The sequence below is a fragment of the Vibrio sp. L3-7 genome (assembly GCF_963898195.1).
Classification (GTDB): Bacteria; Pseudomonadota; Gammaproteobacteria; order Enterobacterales; family Vibrionaceae; genus Vibrio; species Vibrio echinoideorum.
Genome location: NZ_CAWQUW010000012.1, coordinates 19,077 through 33,482 on the forward strand (window position 1 = coordinate 19,077; position 14,406 = coordinate 33,482).

The window sequence follows — 14,406 nt, forward strand, 5'->3', positions numbered from 1 at the left end:
TTAGACTTCCTCTATATGACCGACGTGCATTTTCAAAGTCCGTTGGCAACGCTGTGCTAGCTTAGGGTCGTGCGTCACTAAGACCAGTGTTGTGCCGTGGGACAAGTTGAGTTCAAACAACAGCTCAACAATTTTTGCTGCCGTTTGTTGGTCGAGGTTGCCGGTAGGCTCATCCGCAAATAAAATTTTTGGTTTGATCATAAAGGCGCGGGCTAAAGCAACCCTTTGTTGTTCACCGCCTGATAGCTGAGATGGTAGGTGATCGAGCCTGTCTTTTAAGCCGACAGATTCTAATAAAGCGGTCGCACGTTCGATGTCTTCATCTTCGCCTTTAAGCAAACAAGGTAGCGTGACATTTTGCAGTGCAGATAAACTTGGAATTAACAAGAAGCTCTGAAATACAAACCCGACAGACTCACTGCGGATCTTAGCCCTCGCTTCATCATCAAGTTGTGAAAGCGGCTGACCTAACAAACTGATTTCGCCCGTTGTTGGAACATCCAGGCCTGCAAGTAATGTCATCAAGGTCGATTTACCAGCACCAGAGGTCCCCACAATCGCCACAGTTTCGCCTTCACGAATATCAATATCGACGTGTTCTAAGATTGTTAAATGTTCATGATTAGTAGACACTGTCTTAGAAACAGCTTCTGCTTTTATGATGGATGTATGCATGACTCGACTAATTTCCTTTTTATTTTTTATTTTATTTTCAACGGCTTCTTTGGCTCAAAATACTGATCTAGTTCAAAATCCTACGTCAGCTCCAAACGCTACTTTATTGATACTTGGCGATAGTTTGAGTGCTGGCTACAACATGGATATCAAACAGAGTTGGCCAAGTTTGCTGCCAGACGCCCTAACCAAGCATGATAAAGCGATTACTGTGGTTAACGGCAGTATCTCTGGTGACACAACGGGCAACGGTTTAGCACGTTTACCGCAACTGCTTGAAGAACATGCTCCTAATGCCGTTCTTATTGAACTTGGAGCTAATGATGGCCTTCGCGGCTTCCCACCTAAGCTTATGTCAGCAAATTTAGAACAAATCATTGACCAAATAAAAGCGGCCGGTGCTGAGCCAATCATGATGCAGATTAAAATCCCACCGAACTACGGTAAACGTTACAACCAGCAATTTGAATACGTTTTTACGTCCCTTGCTGATCAAAAAAATGTACCGCTTCTGCCCTTTTTTCTAGAGCATATCATCCTTAAACCTGAGTGGATGATGAACGATGGATTGCATCCAAAACCAGAAGCTCAACCTTGGATCGCTCAATTTGTCGCCGAAGAATTATATCAGTATCTTTAGGTTTTAATGGTCTAGCTCAATAAATTTTACACAGCTTTACGTTAGCCTGAGTGCATATCACCGTTAACTGTAAGGTTATTTATGCTGATCGAACCAATTATCAAGGGTGTGGTAGCAAAAAGCGCTCACCCTCTTGGCTGTAAAGAAGCCGTAAAGCAACAAATCAAGTTTGTTAAGAGTGCGCCGCAAATCAAAAACGGCCCTAAACGAGTACTGATTATCGGCGCTTCCTCAGGCTTCGGCCTTGCCGCCCGCATCGCTCTCACCTTTGGCGGTGCAAAAGCTGACACCATCGGCGTTTCATTCGAACGTGGTCCAAACGAAAAATCTCTTGGCAGTGCAGGTTGGTACAACAACATCTACTTCAAAAAAGAAGCGGAACGTGAACAACGTACTGCGATCAACATCGTCGGCGACGCATTTTCAAAAGAGACACGAACCCAAGTTGTAGAAGCAATCGAAACCTACTTTGAAGGTGAAGTCGATCTTATTATTTACAGCCTTGCAGCAGGCGTCAGACCAAAACCGGACTCCGACGAATACTGGCGTTCTGCGATTAAACCAATCGGTGAAAGCGTTACCGGAGCCACTATTTCCCTTGAAAACGACCGCTGGGACAACAACACACTTGAAGCTGCAACTGAAGAAGAAGCCGAAAGTACACTTAAGGTGATGGGCGGAGAGGATTGGGGAAACTGGATCGACGAGCTAATCAACGCGGAATCTATCGCCCCAGGTTGCAAGACGATCGCGTTTTCTTACGTTGGCCCAGAAGTCACACATCCTATTTATTTAGACGGTACTTTGGGCCGCGCTAAGATCGATCTTCATCAAACAAGCCATGCGCTCAACCTTGAACTCGCAAATTTTGATGGTAATGCTTATGCAACGGTTTGTAAGGCATTGGTCACAAAGGCAAGCGTATTCATTCCGGGGTTAAGCCCTTACCTGCTCGCTTTGTATAAAGTCATGAAAGAAAAAGAGACGCACGAAGGATGTATCCAACAGATGCAGCGTCTGTTTAACAGCAAGTTATACGGCCAATCGAAAGTACCGCTTGATGGCGAACGCCTCATACGAATGGATGAGTGGGAGTTAGACCCAGAGACACAAGCTCATGTTACGGAGCTACTCCAGGGAATGGATGAGACAAACTTTCAAACCTTGGGTGACTACAAAGGGTTTAAAGAAGAGTTTTTGCAGTTAAATGGTTTTGCTCAACCATCGGTAGACTATAACGAGAGACTTAGCCCTGAAGATTTTATAAAGTTAAAGCCTTAATTGAAACTTATCTCATTACTGAGACCCAGATTCATATTTGAAAACCTCTGCAAAATTGCAGAGGTTTTTTTCTACAACATTTCTTATACTTAGTTAACGTAAGGTTCACTATTTTTTGGGTTCATCATAATTAACACAGGATGTGTTGATGCATTTAGCATAATTGACTCGGAGTCATATGAAGAAAATCAAAACTATAGATTTAGATATTCCTGACGATATGGGGTCCAGTTGGCAAAATATCGTTGACCTGTTAGCTCAAATCACTCAAGTGCCAGCCGCACTTATCATGCGTGTTCACTCCAATTATATCGAAGTATTCTCAACCAGTAACAGTGATAACAACCCATATAACAAAGGTGATACGGAAACCTTGGGAAATGGGCTTTATTGCGAAAGTGTTATGGAGTCTAAGCAACAACTCGTTGTGCCCAATGCGTTAGCCGACCCGAAATGGGAAAACAACCCAGATGTGGAGCTCGGTCTAATCTCTTATTGTGGTATCCCGTTACTCTGGCCGAACGGTGAACTCTTCGGCACCATATGTATCTTAGATTCTAAAGAGAACCACTACACACCTACCTACATCAAATTACTAGAAAGCTTCCGTACGTCTATAGAGTCGCAGCTCAAAACTCTGTTCCAACACGCGAAACTGACTCAGATGAATCGCGACTTAAAGAACCGTGTTTACACTCGAACGAAAGATCTCGCAAGTCTTAACTATTCGTTAAACCAAGAGATAGACAAGCGCAAAGCTGCCGAACAAAAGATTAACTTCCAAAAGAATCACGATCTAGGGACAGGTTTTTTAAACCGCAACGCCTTTGAATCCCGCTTAAATCACAAACTATTGTCTAAAACAAAGCTGACTGATTGTTCATTCGCTGTTGTCCATATTGGATTTACTAACGGAAGACGCATACAAGCACGCTATGGTTATAACGCGTTAGATCAAGTGCTCGTCGAATACCGACAACGAATCGACAGCATTTCCGATCTTGAGGTAATAACAGCGCGCCCTACTTCTATCGATCTCGTACTTGCGTTCAGTGTTAAGGATTTACACCATCGCCTCGAAGAGCTCTGCCAAACTTTGGTTAAAGTGGGTCACTCCGAATTTGCTATTGAAAACGACAAAGTTCATTTGCATGCGTTTATCGGAATTGCGGTAACGAATAGTGAAGACAATGCAGAAAGTGTGTTACAAAAATCCTCAGAAGCGATGCTTGCCTGTAAAGATTCAGGACAAAAATTCGCTTACTACTCTCAATCTCATACAGAAGAACAGAGCCACATCAATAAAATTGAAGGTTATTTGCTGCAAGCGGTTCGCAATGATGATCTCATGCTCTACTTTCAACCAAAAGTATGCCCGTTAACTCATCGTTGGGTTGGTGCTGAAGCCCTGTTACGTTGGCGCCATCCTGTGTTAGGCGACATTTCCAATGAAACCTTGATACACATGGCCGAACAAAACGGTCTAATTTTCGAAGTGGGTAGCTTTGTTCTACGCTGTGCGATTGAAAAAGCCAAAGAATGGTCTGAATACGTTGATGACTTCAAAATGGCCGTTAATGTGTCAGCGGTACAACTTAAAAACGCACATTTCGCTGAACAAGTTGTCCATCTATTGGAAACGTATCACCTTGAACCTCGGTTCTTGGAACTTGAAGTGACAGAAAGCGGACTGATCGCAGATGAGGTTGTTGCCAAGAATACGTTAGAGTCATTACATGACATTGGCGTTACATTGTCACTAGATGATTTTGGTACGGGTTACGCCTCATTCAGTTACCTTAAGAAGTTCCCGTTTGATGTAATCAAAATTGATAAAAGCTTCATTGACCAGATGCTGAACTCAAAAGAAGATTCAGAAATTGTCCGTTCTATTGTCCAAATTGCAAAAAAACTCGACTTAAAAGTCACTATTGAAGGCATAGAATCCGAAGTTCAGGAGAAATTTATTATTGATGAAGGCTGTGATGTGGGACAAGGCTACCTATATGGTAAGCCGATGCCGAGCCAAGAATTCGAACACAGCTTAATCAATCAAAACTATTTAGGGACAACTCGCTACGCTTAAAGCGAAAAAGATCAGTTAGTTTTGGATTTAGGCCTACTTTCTCTTTACTCTAAAGGTGGTGATTTTTATAATCGCCGCCTTTCTGTTTTTATCTTCCCTTTATATAGGCATTCCTCGTTATGGATCAGTTGACTGCAAAGCTTAAAAAGCTCGAAAAACAAAACTTCCGCGCATATCAACAAATTAAAGGTCAATACGACTTTGCTGATTTCGAATTACACATCGACCACGTTCAAGGTGACCCTTATGCATCTTCTTCGCGTTTTCGCGCAACACGTGCTTGGTCGTTAACAGGGTTAGATTGGCTTAAAGAAAAGTCTTACGAATACCAAGTAGCAGCACGTGATTTCATTGCACGTAGCTTCTCTGAATTTGCCAAGCAAGAAACGACAGTATCTATCGCACTAACAGGTCAAACTGTTTTAGATAACACATCTGTAGTTTTCACCGAGCACGGTATCGAAATTCGTTTTCGTATCAACCTACCAGCTGATGGTCGTAGTATTCTTGCAAAGAAAGCAATCAACATCATTACGTTCTATTTGCCTAAGTTTATTCGTCGCGCAACTCTGGAACGCGAACTCAACATCGAAGCGATGATTAAACATTGTGAAGCCGTTGAAGACCAAGACGCATTGCGCGCTCAATTGGAAGAAAACAACCTAACGGCATTCGTAGCAAATGGCAGCGTATTACCTCGTATTGCGGGTAACTGCGATTTACCAATGAAAGGCGCGGTTCCTTTTCTAGCACCAGAGTCTTTGAGTGTTACGTTAAACACACCAAACCAAGGTGATGTGACTGGTTTAGGCATTCCTAAAGGTATCACACTGATCGTTGGTGGTGGTTTCCATGGTAAATCTACGTTATTGAACGCCGTTGAACGTTCTATCTACAACCATATTCCAGGCGATGGTCGTGAAGGTATTGTGACTGCTACTGATACTATGAAGATCCGTGCAGAAGATGGCCGATGTGTCCATAACTTGAACCTTTCAAACTACATCAACCATTTACCAATGCAAAAAGACACGTCTGATTTCAGCACACAAGATGCGTCTGGTTCGACATCGCAAGCAGCTTGGTTACAAGAATCTATTGAAGCAGGTGTACAAACACTCCTTATCGATGAAGATACGTCAGCGACTAACTTCATGATTCGCGACGAACGCATGCAAGCATTAGTATCAAAAGGTGCTGAACCAATCACTCCACTTGTTGATCGTATTGGACAACTTCGTGAAGAGATGGACATCTCAACTATCGTGGTAATGGGAGGTTCTGGCGATTACTTAGATGTGGCTGACACTGTGATTCAAATGCACGACTACCAAGCGGTAGACGTAACTGAAAAAGCACAAGAAGTGATCGCTCAACACCCTACTCAGCGAACTAACGAATGTGAGACGGCATTAGAAACTTTTGTTCCTCGCTCGTTGAACCGCGCAGCACTGATGAATATTCTTACTGACGGTAAATTCCGTGTTAACGCGAAAGGCAAAGAGTCACTGCGTTTTGGTAAGGAATTCGCGGATCTTTCAGCATTAGAGCAATTAGAGTCAACTTCAGAAGTGAACGCGATTGGTTGGGCATGGTTCCAGTTTGCACAAACTCCAGGCTGGTCAAACAACCCTGCTAAAGAGTTTAGCGCTATCTTAAGCGATGAGTGGCACGTGAACATGCCAAACTACGGTGACTTGGCGAAGCCAAGAGTATTGGATGTAATGGCTGCACTAAACCGTATGCGTAAATCTCAGTTCAAACCTTCGAACTAAATTTTACCTAAGCATCTATAATCCAGAACTGCGGCTCTCATTTTTGAGGGCCGTTTTTTCTCCTGTATTTAATAACTCTTCTCGTGAATCTCCACCTCATCCGCGACTAACTCAGTTCTGTTACCCTCGTTACATTAGTTATCTCGTATTATCTTATAAATCATGACATAGCTTTTACAAAGCCATAGTGATATTCAGATAAAGTCCTGCCTCGACAAGTGTAACCAAATGTAACGAACTGAGGTTTTGATGAACCACAAACGCGTAAAAATGCGTGACCATAAAAGAGAAGTAAACCTGTTTAGAAACCGAGTAGCCGTTGCATTTATCGGGATTTTACTCTTTACGCTCGTCTTAGTTGGAAACCTGTATAGGCTTCAAGTACAAAGTTTTGAAAGTTACCAGACCCGTGCCGATGGTAACCGGATTAAAGTGTTGCCTATCGCTCCTACTCGAGGATTGATATACGACCGCAATGGAGTGTTATTGGCTGAAAACCAGCTCGTCTTTGATCTAACCATGATTCCAGAGAAAACTGATGACGTTGAGGTAATGCTCGATAAGCTCAACAAATTCATTCCGCTCAATGATGAGCAAATCGTCCGTTTCAAAAAGCGTTACCACAACACTCGTCGCTTTAAGTCAGTGACAATAATGGAAAACCTCACTGAAGAAGAGATCGCTAAATTTTCTGTTCATCAATATCAATTCCCCGGTTTATCAATCGATACTAGCCTAAAGCGTTATTACCCTAGCGGTGAAGTGTTAACCCATGTTTTAGGGTATGTCGCACATATCAATGACAGCGACCTAAGAAAACTGGAAGAGCAAGGCAAAGAATCTAACTATCAAGCCACTACAACCATTGGTAAGCTTGGTGTAGAAAGATATTACGAAGATCTACTCCATGGGCAGAAAGGCTACCAAGAGGTAGAAGTCAACAGCCGTGGTCGTGTCGTGAGAACCATTCAATATGTGCCGCCAGTCGCGGGCAAAGACATTGTCTTGAATATCGACATCGAGCTACAAAAATACGTGTTCGAACAACTCGATAATCGCACTGGCAGCGCTGTGATTCTTGATCCTAAAGATAATAGTGTTTTAGCGATGGCATCCAGCCCTAGCTACGATCCAAACCTGTTCGTTGATGGTATTTCGACTAAGAATTATCAAGCTTTATTGAACGATCCAGCCCACCCATTGGTAAACAGAACAACATTAGGCGTGTATCCCCCCGCTTCTACCGTTAAACCGTTTATGGCGGTCGCTGGGTTGCAAGAGCATGTTATTTCGGAAAACACTATTCGTAACGACCATGGTATTTGGCGAATACCGGGTTCTAAACCAAACTCTAAAGCTTGGCGAGATTGGAAACGCTGGGGACATGGGCCTGTCGATGTGACGCAAGCGATAGAAGAGTCCGTTGATTCATTCTTTTATCAAACCGCTTTTGATTTAGGTATTGATCGTATTTCGGCGTGGATGAATCGTTTTGGTTTTGGTAAACCAACGGGTATTGATATCTATGAAGAAAGTAACGCCAACATGCCGACTCGTGATTGGAAAATGATGCGCTACCGTACTCCTTGGTATCAGGGTGATACAGTCCCGATCGGTATTGGTCAAGGTTATTGGACTTCGACACCTCTGCAATTGGCTAAAGCAACGTCGGTATTGATCAATCATGGCAAAGTCATGCCCCCGCATATTCTGCGAGCAACGTTAGATCATGGGGAAGATTTTGATACACAGCAGCTCGTTAAGCCAAAGCCGATGACGTCTATTGAAGAAGTGCCGGATAAAATTTGGGATGTTCCGATCAATGCAATGAGGTTAGTGAATAGCGGTAGTCGTGGCAGCGGTAGACGAGCATTCAAAGGGGCTGAGTATGTAAGTGGCGGAAAGTCAGGTACGGCACAAGTCTTTGATCTTGCGAAGGATCAGGTCTATAACTCGAAAAAACTCGCAAGGCACTTACTCGACCATGCGCTTTATACGGCTTTTGCTCCTTATGATAAGCCTGAGTATGTTGCGACAGTGGTCATTGAACACGGTAATGGTGGTTCGAAGGTGGGAGCTCCTTACATACGTAAGGTATTGGATTACGCCTTTGAGCACCAAAAAGACAAGAATAAAGCTCATTTGTAGCTAGTTAGTTGCATTCCTAGTTAGTGAATTTGCTCACTCGTTAATTTACTCTTTATTAGTGAGAGTGAAGCACCTTAGGGAGGCAACCTCCTCTTGAAATAAAGCCCCTTTTATCAGGGGCTTTATTGTTTCGAACGAGCGGAACTCATATGTCGGATTAACGAGAGCTAAAAGGGAAAGGTGAACTGCTAATATCTCAAGACATGCCATGCTTCGCACAATATTTGAAACTTCGCGGTGTTTCCCTCATCTCTGTCAGGATGCCAACGCAACGCCAAACGTCTCCATCTTTTACGTATCTCTTGTTGAGATGCATCGATGGGTAACTCGAACAAGGTCAGCGCTCGGCTTCTATCCATGTCAGTTTCACTGATACCAGCGAACTTCTTGTAACGAGTCCAAAATTCATTGAGCAAGCGTTTTACTTCACCTTCATCGGCTTCGTAGTTCAGCCAATTGATGTAATAGTCGCGCAGTGGGTCTTTGGGATCAATGGCGTGGCTGTTTCCATAGTAACGCCCGCTCATCAATTCAATGTCCATGGCTTGAACTTGGAGCCAACTGTCTGGATACAGGGTCTCTTGTAATTGGTAAAGCGCATTCATGATTAAGAAGTTTTTCTTAAACAACTCCTTTTCTGGAACGGGATCCAACACCGGAACCAAACCTAGATCATTGAGGTGCGCAGCCAATGTATGCACTTTCCAACCACTCGGTTTATGTTTAAGCACTTCCATAATTGGCCAAAGCAAAGGGTTTTCCATATGAGCCTGAAAACTGAGGCTTATATCTTGATGGCTCGATGAATTTAGCTTATCTAACATAATTAAGTCGTATCGTTATCAGATGCATTGAAGTATTTTAATTGAAAGCGATTTATGGCTGTTTGTCGAGTTTCAAATCAAATAAATTTCAATCAGTTAGACTATATAAAGAAAAGGCCAGCATTAAGCTGGCCTTTTGGAATATGAAGTTTCCCTAACTAGATAACGCCAAGTTCTCTCAGACGTTCCATCAGGTATTCATTCGCAGTGTAGTTTTCTGACAACACAACTTCTGGTTTCGGGTGTAAGAATAGCGGTAGAGAAATACGCGACTTCTCTTGGCGCTCGCCTGATGGGTTGATTACACGGTGAGTCGTTGATGGGAAGTAACCACCTGACGCTTCTTGAAGCATGTCACCGATATTGATAATCATATTACCGAAATCACATGGAACATCTAACCACTCATCGTTTTGAGCTTTAACTTGAAGGCCAGGTTCGTTTGCAGCGGGAAGAACGGTAAGCAGGTTAATGTCTTCGTGTGCTGCTGCGCGGATAGCACCCGGCTCTTCATCACCTTGCATTGGCGGGTAATGAAGAACGCGAAGCAGTGTTTGTTCGCTGCCATTAATCATTTCAGAAAGCGCGATTGAGAACTTCTCTTGTACTTCTTTTGGAGCATGCGCTTCAACCCAACCTAATAGCTCTTGAGCGAAAGCATTAGCACGTTGGTAGTAATCTAGAATCTGTTCTTTGAGCTGTTCAGGGATCTGGCCCCAAGGGTATACGTGAAAGTACTCTTTAATATCTTTTACAGTGTGGCCCTTTGCAACTTCCGACACTGAAGGTGGAAAATATCCATCTTGTGTTTCAACATTGAAATGGAAGTTTTCTTTATCTTCTGAAATGAAGAATTGGTACCAGTTTTCGTAAATAGACTCAACAAGCTCTTTTGGGATTGGGTGGTTTTTCAAAACACCAAATCCAGTTTCACGTAGAGAGCGAACAAATTGTTCTGCTGCATCGTCAGCAAGATAATCGACAGTTTCCAGTTTCATGACTTTCTTTCTTGTTATGTATTTATATAGGGATTTTATGGTTCGCCTTGTTGTAAATCAAACTTTTATGAAACTCTCGCAACCGTTTGTCTAGATACTGGGCGATAACGCCAGTTTTCAACAATTTTAGTAATGTGACCACAATTGAACACTGTTCATTATTGTGTAACACTATTAAAAACTTCGATGAGAGATCTCGATATGACAACTACGCCTCTTGCTCAAAATAGACCTTTACTTGCATTAACTTCATTCTATTTGGTCATTTTTTTATTTTCTGCATTTGCTCCCGTATCCCGAGCTGTGTGGATAGCTGAGATTGTGCCTGCATTATGTATTCTCGTCGGGATCTGGTGGTTATCCACAAAACTAACGTTTTCGAAAACCGCTTACGGTTTGATGTTTATCTGGCTCGTCTTACACACGATTGGCGCAAAATATACGTTCGCTGAAGTGCCATTCGATTGGTTTAACAATATGATCGGTTCTGAGCGTAATAACTTTGACCGTGTCGCGCATTTCTCTATTGGCCTTTACGCTTACCCGCTCGCTGAGTATTTGATTCGTAAGAAACTGGCTCAACCGGTACTGTCATGTTTCTTTGCCTTATTTGCGATCATGAGTGTTGCCGCAGGTTACGAAATTATAGAGTGGTGGTATGCGGAGATTGCAGGTGGTGATGAAGGTATCGCATTCCTTGGTTCACAAGGTGATATTTGGGATGCACAGAAAGACATGCTTTGCGATACAACCGGAGCAGTAGTTTCCTTACTACTGCTTAAGCTTCAAGGGCGAGTCAGGACTCATTCATATTAGCCTTTGATCCTGAACTTCAAAAACAGATTTGAAATGCCACACACGTTATGTGCTGTGGCATTTTTTATTTCATCGTAAACTTTCATTTTATAGCTAGCGTTTACTTCATAGTCACCTTGCCACCCACAAACTTGTAGGCTGGCGTACCTCGAACCAAGGTATCTCGCGCAAATTCAATCCCACATTCAGGGCACACACATGGCTCTTTAGTGAAGTCTTCAACAATACGTTCCTTAAAACACTTCACGAGTGCACCTTTGCCACCTTTCCGATACTTAAAAAGTTGCGCTTTGCATTTCGCACAGAAAATCTGAACCGTTTTGGTCGGTTGTTTCTTGTTTGGTTTAGCCATAGAAGTTAATGATTGAACTCTTTATTTCTTAAGTTTAGGTGCGACAAGAACCAAGCTTATCCCGAGTAAAATAACGGTCGATGATATAATGAATTGCATGGTGACCGGCTCGGAGAGTAACAAGACGCCACCGAGTGTCGCGATAACCGGCACAGAAAGCTGTGCAATGGATGCGACCACTGTATTCAGCTTTTTCACCACGTAATACCACAAACTATAACCCACACCAGAAGCCGCCGAGCCCGATATAACCGCGTAAATCAAACCTTGCTCAGTGATAGAGACTTGAGGCATTGCATTAGGTATTACAACTAGAAGGCTTAAACCTGCAAGGATAACTAGCGAGCTAAATCCAAAGTTAGCGGTCGTCGATTGCAGTGCGTTTAAAGATTTCTTTCCTGCCAATGTGTAAATACCCCACCCAACTCCGGCCAGAGACATCAAGATGATAGAAACTAAGTCTGGTGCCTGTGTCGATTCAGTTGGCATTAACAAGTAAACAAGCCCTGCCACCGATAACAAACATCCGCCCCACTCAAGTAATGACATTCTGTTTCCAGAGAACAAGTGCGCGGCAATCATCGTAAATTGTACTGCGACAAACAACACCAGAGCACCAAGACCTGCGCCAAGCTTTAAGTAAGCGAATGAGAAGCCAAACATATACACAAGCAGTGACAATATTGATGTGAATTGAAACTGTGACTTTAGCTTTGTATATACCGATGTGCTGTTGCTTGCTAGCTCTTGCTTAGATTTTGATTGGGAAGATAAAGTGAATAAAATCAGAAGTGTAAGCGCACCAGACAGGATGCGTACGATAGAAAAGCTCAAAGGATCAATCGTTTGATCCATTAAAGCCCAGCGACACAATACTGAATTAGCAGCAAAGGCCACCAGCGTAATAAATGTAACCATCACAGTTTGCATCGTTTTGTCCTAATTGAGTTGTTTGGTCCTAATAAGTGTTCTTGGGTTTCAATCAACGTTGGATTTCAATCAACGTCAGGCTTCACCCAAACTTGACTAAAGTCGAACCAACCTAATGCATTACATTTTGCGTTCTGCAACGTACCACATTGATCTTTGTTAACGCCCAACCAACAGTGGAACATCGGAATTAACTGATTGCTTTGCACCAGTTGTTTACCTAACTGTCGTGCTGGGAATTGCTCGAATTCGCCTGAACGCCAACGATCAATCATGTGACACCATTGGTCGAAATCTTCAACTGGGCTAGATTCATCAAGAAAACTGTAATCCATTAACCAACCGGCCAATGCATCGTCTCTATTATTAGCGATACCCATTGGATTAATCCAAATATCAACATTATCGGCGTGTGGAGGATCGGTTTCGTAACCGATAAGCTCAACATCGACATTATATTGCTTCAACACGGTGACAATCGCTTTGGCAAGTGTTGGGAACATCGGGTGTTGGCATTGGTACGCCAATCTAATGGTAGGTTTCGCATTTGCTGGTGGACAAACTGGCGTGTTTAACTTTATGTCATACCAACCAGGTTTTATCCCATATGCGTGCAGAACGCCCAAATCGATGACGGTCTCTTTTGGGATATGAACAAACAGATCCGCTGCATTCAATGCGTTAGACAAAAACTCCGCCCATGCGGGATCTTGTGCGATGCCCTTCTTTCTATTCAACAGCAAATACGTACAGCCGGGATCAAGCTCTACTTCATCACTATCACCACGGTCGGCCATCACCGGTTTCGAAAGACTTGGGTAAACCATAGAAGAATAGGCCTCATCAACCACCCAAACCTCAACGCGATCAATCAACGGCCTGAAACCAAAGTATCCGTTGAAAGCCGTTAGTACAAGTTGCTTCTCATCGTTCTTCTCAATGCGATACGGCCCCGTACCAATTGGTCGAATATCGTAGTCTTCGCCACGTAAAATCATCGGTAAAGTGACCTTAGCGACCGACTCCGTGAGCGCGAGTGGGAAATACTTATCTGGGCGCGTTAAGAAGACATCGACCACGCAATTTGCGGGTGAAGAGACATCTTTAATATGAGAGAACATATTGAGTGGTTCGAGCAAAAGAAGCGTATCCACAACGTGGCTTGTTAACAGCGGTTCTCCATTATGAAAACGAACGCCCGGTCTCAAAAAGAATCGCCATTGGTGGTCGTCAATCTTTTGCCATGAATGCGCAAGATCAGGCTGTAGTTGATCGTTCTCATCGAGACGCGTTAACCCACTGAACACCTGACACGTGATGTGTTGTTCAGAACGTCGCATCGATTTAGTTGGGTTAAGCATGGAAAGTGGACGGTAGTAAGGCAAACGAATAACTTGTTCACCTTCTTGATACTGTACGCCCAAGTAATTTTGAATAACTTGAGTAAGCTTGGCTGCATTGTGGTCGAGTACCGACAGTGCTTGACCAATTTTACCTTCTTCTAAGTAGCGGCGTGCTAAGTTTTCGCTTACATCGCAACGATTCTGCTTAAAGATAAGTTGAGATAATTTACCTCGCCCCGCAGCAGGTAGCCACTCTACCCAACCCTCTTCTTCGAGTTTATTAAGTACCATTCGGGCATTTCTGCGCGTACAACAGAGAACATCGGTAATGTCGTCTAACTGAACATTAGAATCTTTACCGTCAAAGTACTCAAACAGGGTTTCAAATTGAACGCGAAGTCTTGGGCTGCTCATAAAGAGGAAAACTTATTCAAAGGACATTGAATTCAGTTTCCCTATTTTAAGACGTAAAATCAATCTTACTGACGTGTTTTTATTGCGAATTATTGGGTATGACGTCCCAAGATGTTATTCAAAC

At 43.1% G+C, this 14,406-nt stretch carries 12 protein-coding genes; 6 read left to right on the top strand and 6 right to left on the bottom strand.

The window, feature by feature from the left end:
* Window positions 1-675, bottom strand: a complete 675-nt coding sequence (locus tag AACW75_RS10020; protein ID WP_145568858.1) for an ABC transporter ATP-binding protein — start codon at window positions 673-675, stop codon at window positions 1-3.
* Here AACW75_RS10020 and AACW75_RS10025 point away from each other — a divergent pair.
* The 5 genes from AACW75_RS10025 (at window position 674) to mrdA (ending at window position 8,605) form a co-directional block, all read left to right on the top strand.
* On the top strand, window positions 674-1,315 hold the full coding sequence (locus AACW75_RS10025) for an arylesterase (RefSeq protein ID WP_145568856.1): 642 nt from the start codon (window positions 674-676) through the stop codon (window positions 1,313-1,315). The genes AACW75_RS10020 and AACW75_RS10025 overlap by 2 nt on opposite strands.
* An 81-nt stretch (window positions 1,316-1,396) precedes the next feature.
* Window positions 1,397-2,596 (top strand): enoyl-ACP reductase FabV, encoded by a 1,200-nt coding sequence (fabV, locus tag AACW75_RS10030; RefSeq protein ID WP_145568854.1) that lies wholly within the window; start codon window positions 1,397-1,399, stop codon window positions 2,594-2,596.
* Window positions 2,597-2,774: 178 nt separating this feature from the next.
* Window positions 2,775-4,682, top strand: a complete 1,908-nt coding sequence (locus tag AACW75_RS10035; protein WP_237297384.1) for a sensor domain-containing phosphodiesterase — start codon at window positions 2,775-2,777, stop codon at window positions 4,680-4,682.
* A 119-nt stretch (window positions 4,683-4,801) separates the two neighbouring features.
* On the top strand, window positions 4,802-6,457 hold the full coding sequence (locus tag AACW75_RS10040) for an ABC-ATPase domain-containing protein (protein ID WP_017074322.1): 1,656 nt from the start codon (window positions 4,802-4,804) through the stop codon (window positions 6,455-6,457).
* A 249-nt stretch (window positions 6,458-6,706) separates the two neighbouring features.
* On the top strand, window positions 6,707-8,605 hold the full coding sequence (mrdA, locus tag AACW75_RS10045; protein WP_145568850.1) for a penicillin-binding protein 2: 1,899 nt from the start codon (window positions 6,707-6,709) through the stop codon (window positions 8,603-8,605).
* A 188-nt stretch (window positions 8,606-8,793) separates the two neighbouring features.
* Here mrdA and AACW75_RS10050 read toward each other — a convergent pair whose 3' ends face one another.
* A complete protein-coding gene (locus AACW75_RS10050) occupies window positions 8,794-9,429 on the bottom strand; it encodes a DNA-J related domain-containing protein (protein WP_145568848.1) in 636 nt (211 codons plus the stop codon).
* Between the two features lie 158 nt (window positions 9,430-9,587).
* Window positions 9,588-10,427 carry an isopenicillin N synthase family dioxygenase gene (locus AACW75_RS10055; protein ID WP_017074325.1) on the bottom strand — a complete coding sequence of 280 codons (840 nt, stop codon included), beginning with the start codon at window positions 10,425-10,427 and terminating at the stop codon, window positions 9,588-9,590.
* A 201-nt stretch (window positions 10,428-10,628) separates the two neighbouring features.
* Here AACW75_RS10055 and AACW75_RS10060 point away from each other — a divergent pair, with 201 nt between their 5' ends.
* The gene (locus tag AACW75_RS10060; RefSeq protein ID WP_145568845.1) at window positions 10,629-11,243 is read left to right on the top strand and encodes a DUF2238 domain-containing protein; all 615 of its coding nucleotides are present in this window, start codon (window positions 10,629-10,631) and stop codon (window positions 11,241-11,243) included.
* Between the two features lie 100 nt (window positions 11,244-11,343).
* Here the strand turns inward: AACW75_RS10060 and AACW75_RS10065 are convergent, their stop codons facing one another.
* From AACW75_RS10065 to AACW75_RS10075, 3 genes are all read right to left on the bottom strand, one after another.
* Window positions 11,344-11,595, bottom strand: a complete 252-nt coding sequence (locus AACW75_RS10065) for a hypothetical protein (protein ID WP_004730943.1) — start codon at window positions 11,593-11,595, stop codon at window positions 11,344-11,346.
* Between the two features lie 21 nt (window positions 11,596-11,616).
* Complete coding sequence (locus AACW75_RS10070) at window positions 11,617-12,525, bottom strand: DMT family transporter (protein WP_108117969.1); 909 nt, start codon at window positions 12,523-12,525, stop codon at window positions 11,617-11,619.
* A 65-nt stretch (window positions 12,526-12,590) separates the two neighbouring features.
* A complete protein-coding gene (locus tag AACW75_RS10075; protein WP_145568842.1) occupies window positions 12,591-14,282 on the bottom strand; it encodes an SgrR family transcriptional regulator in 1,692 nt (563 codons plus the stop codon).
* Window positions 14,283-14,406: the final 124 nt, after the last annotated feature.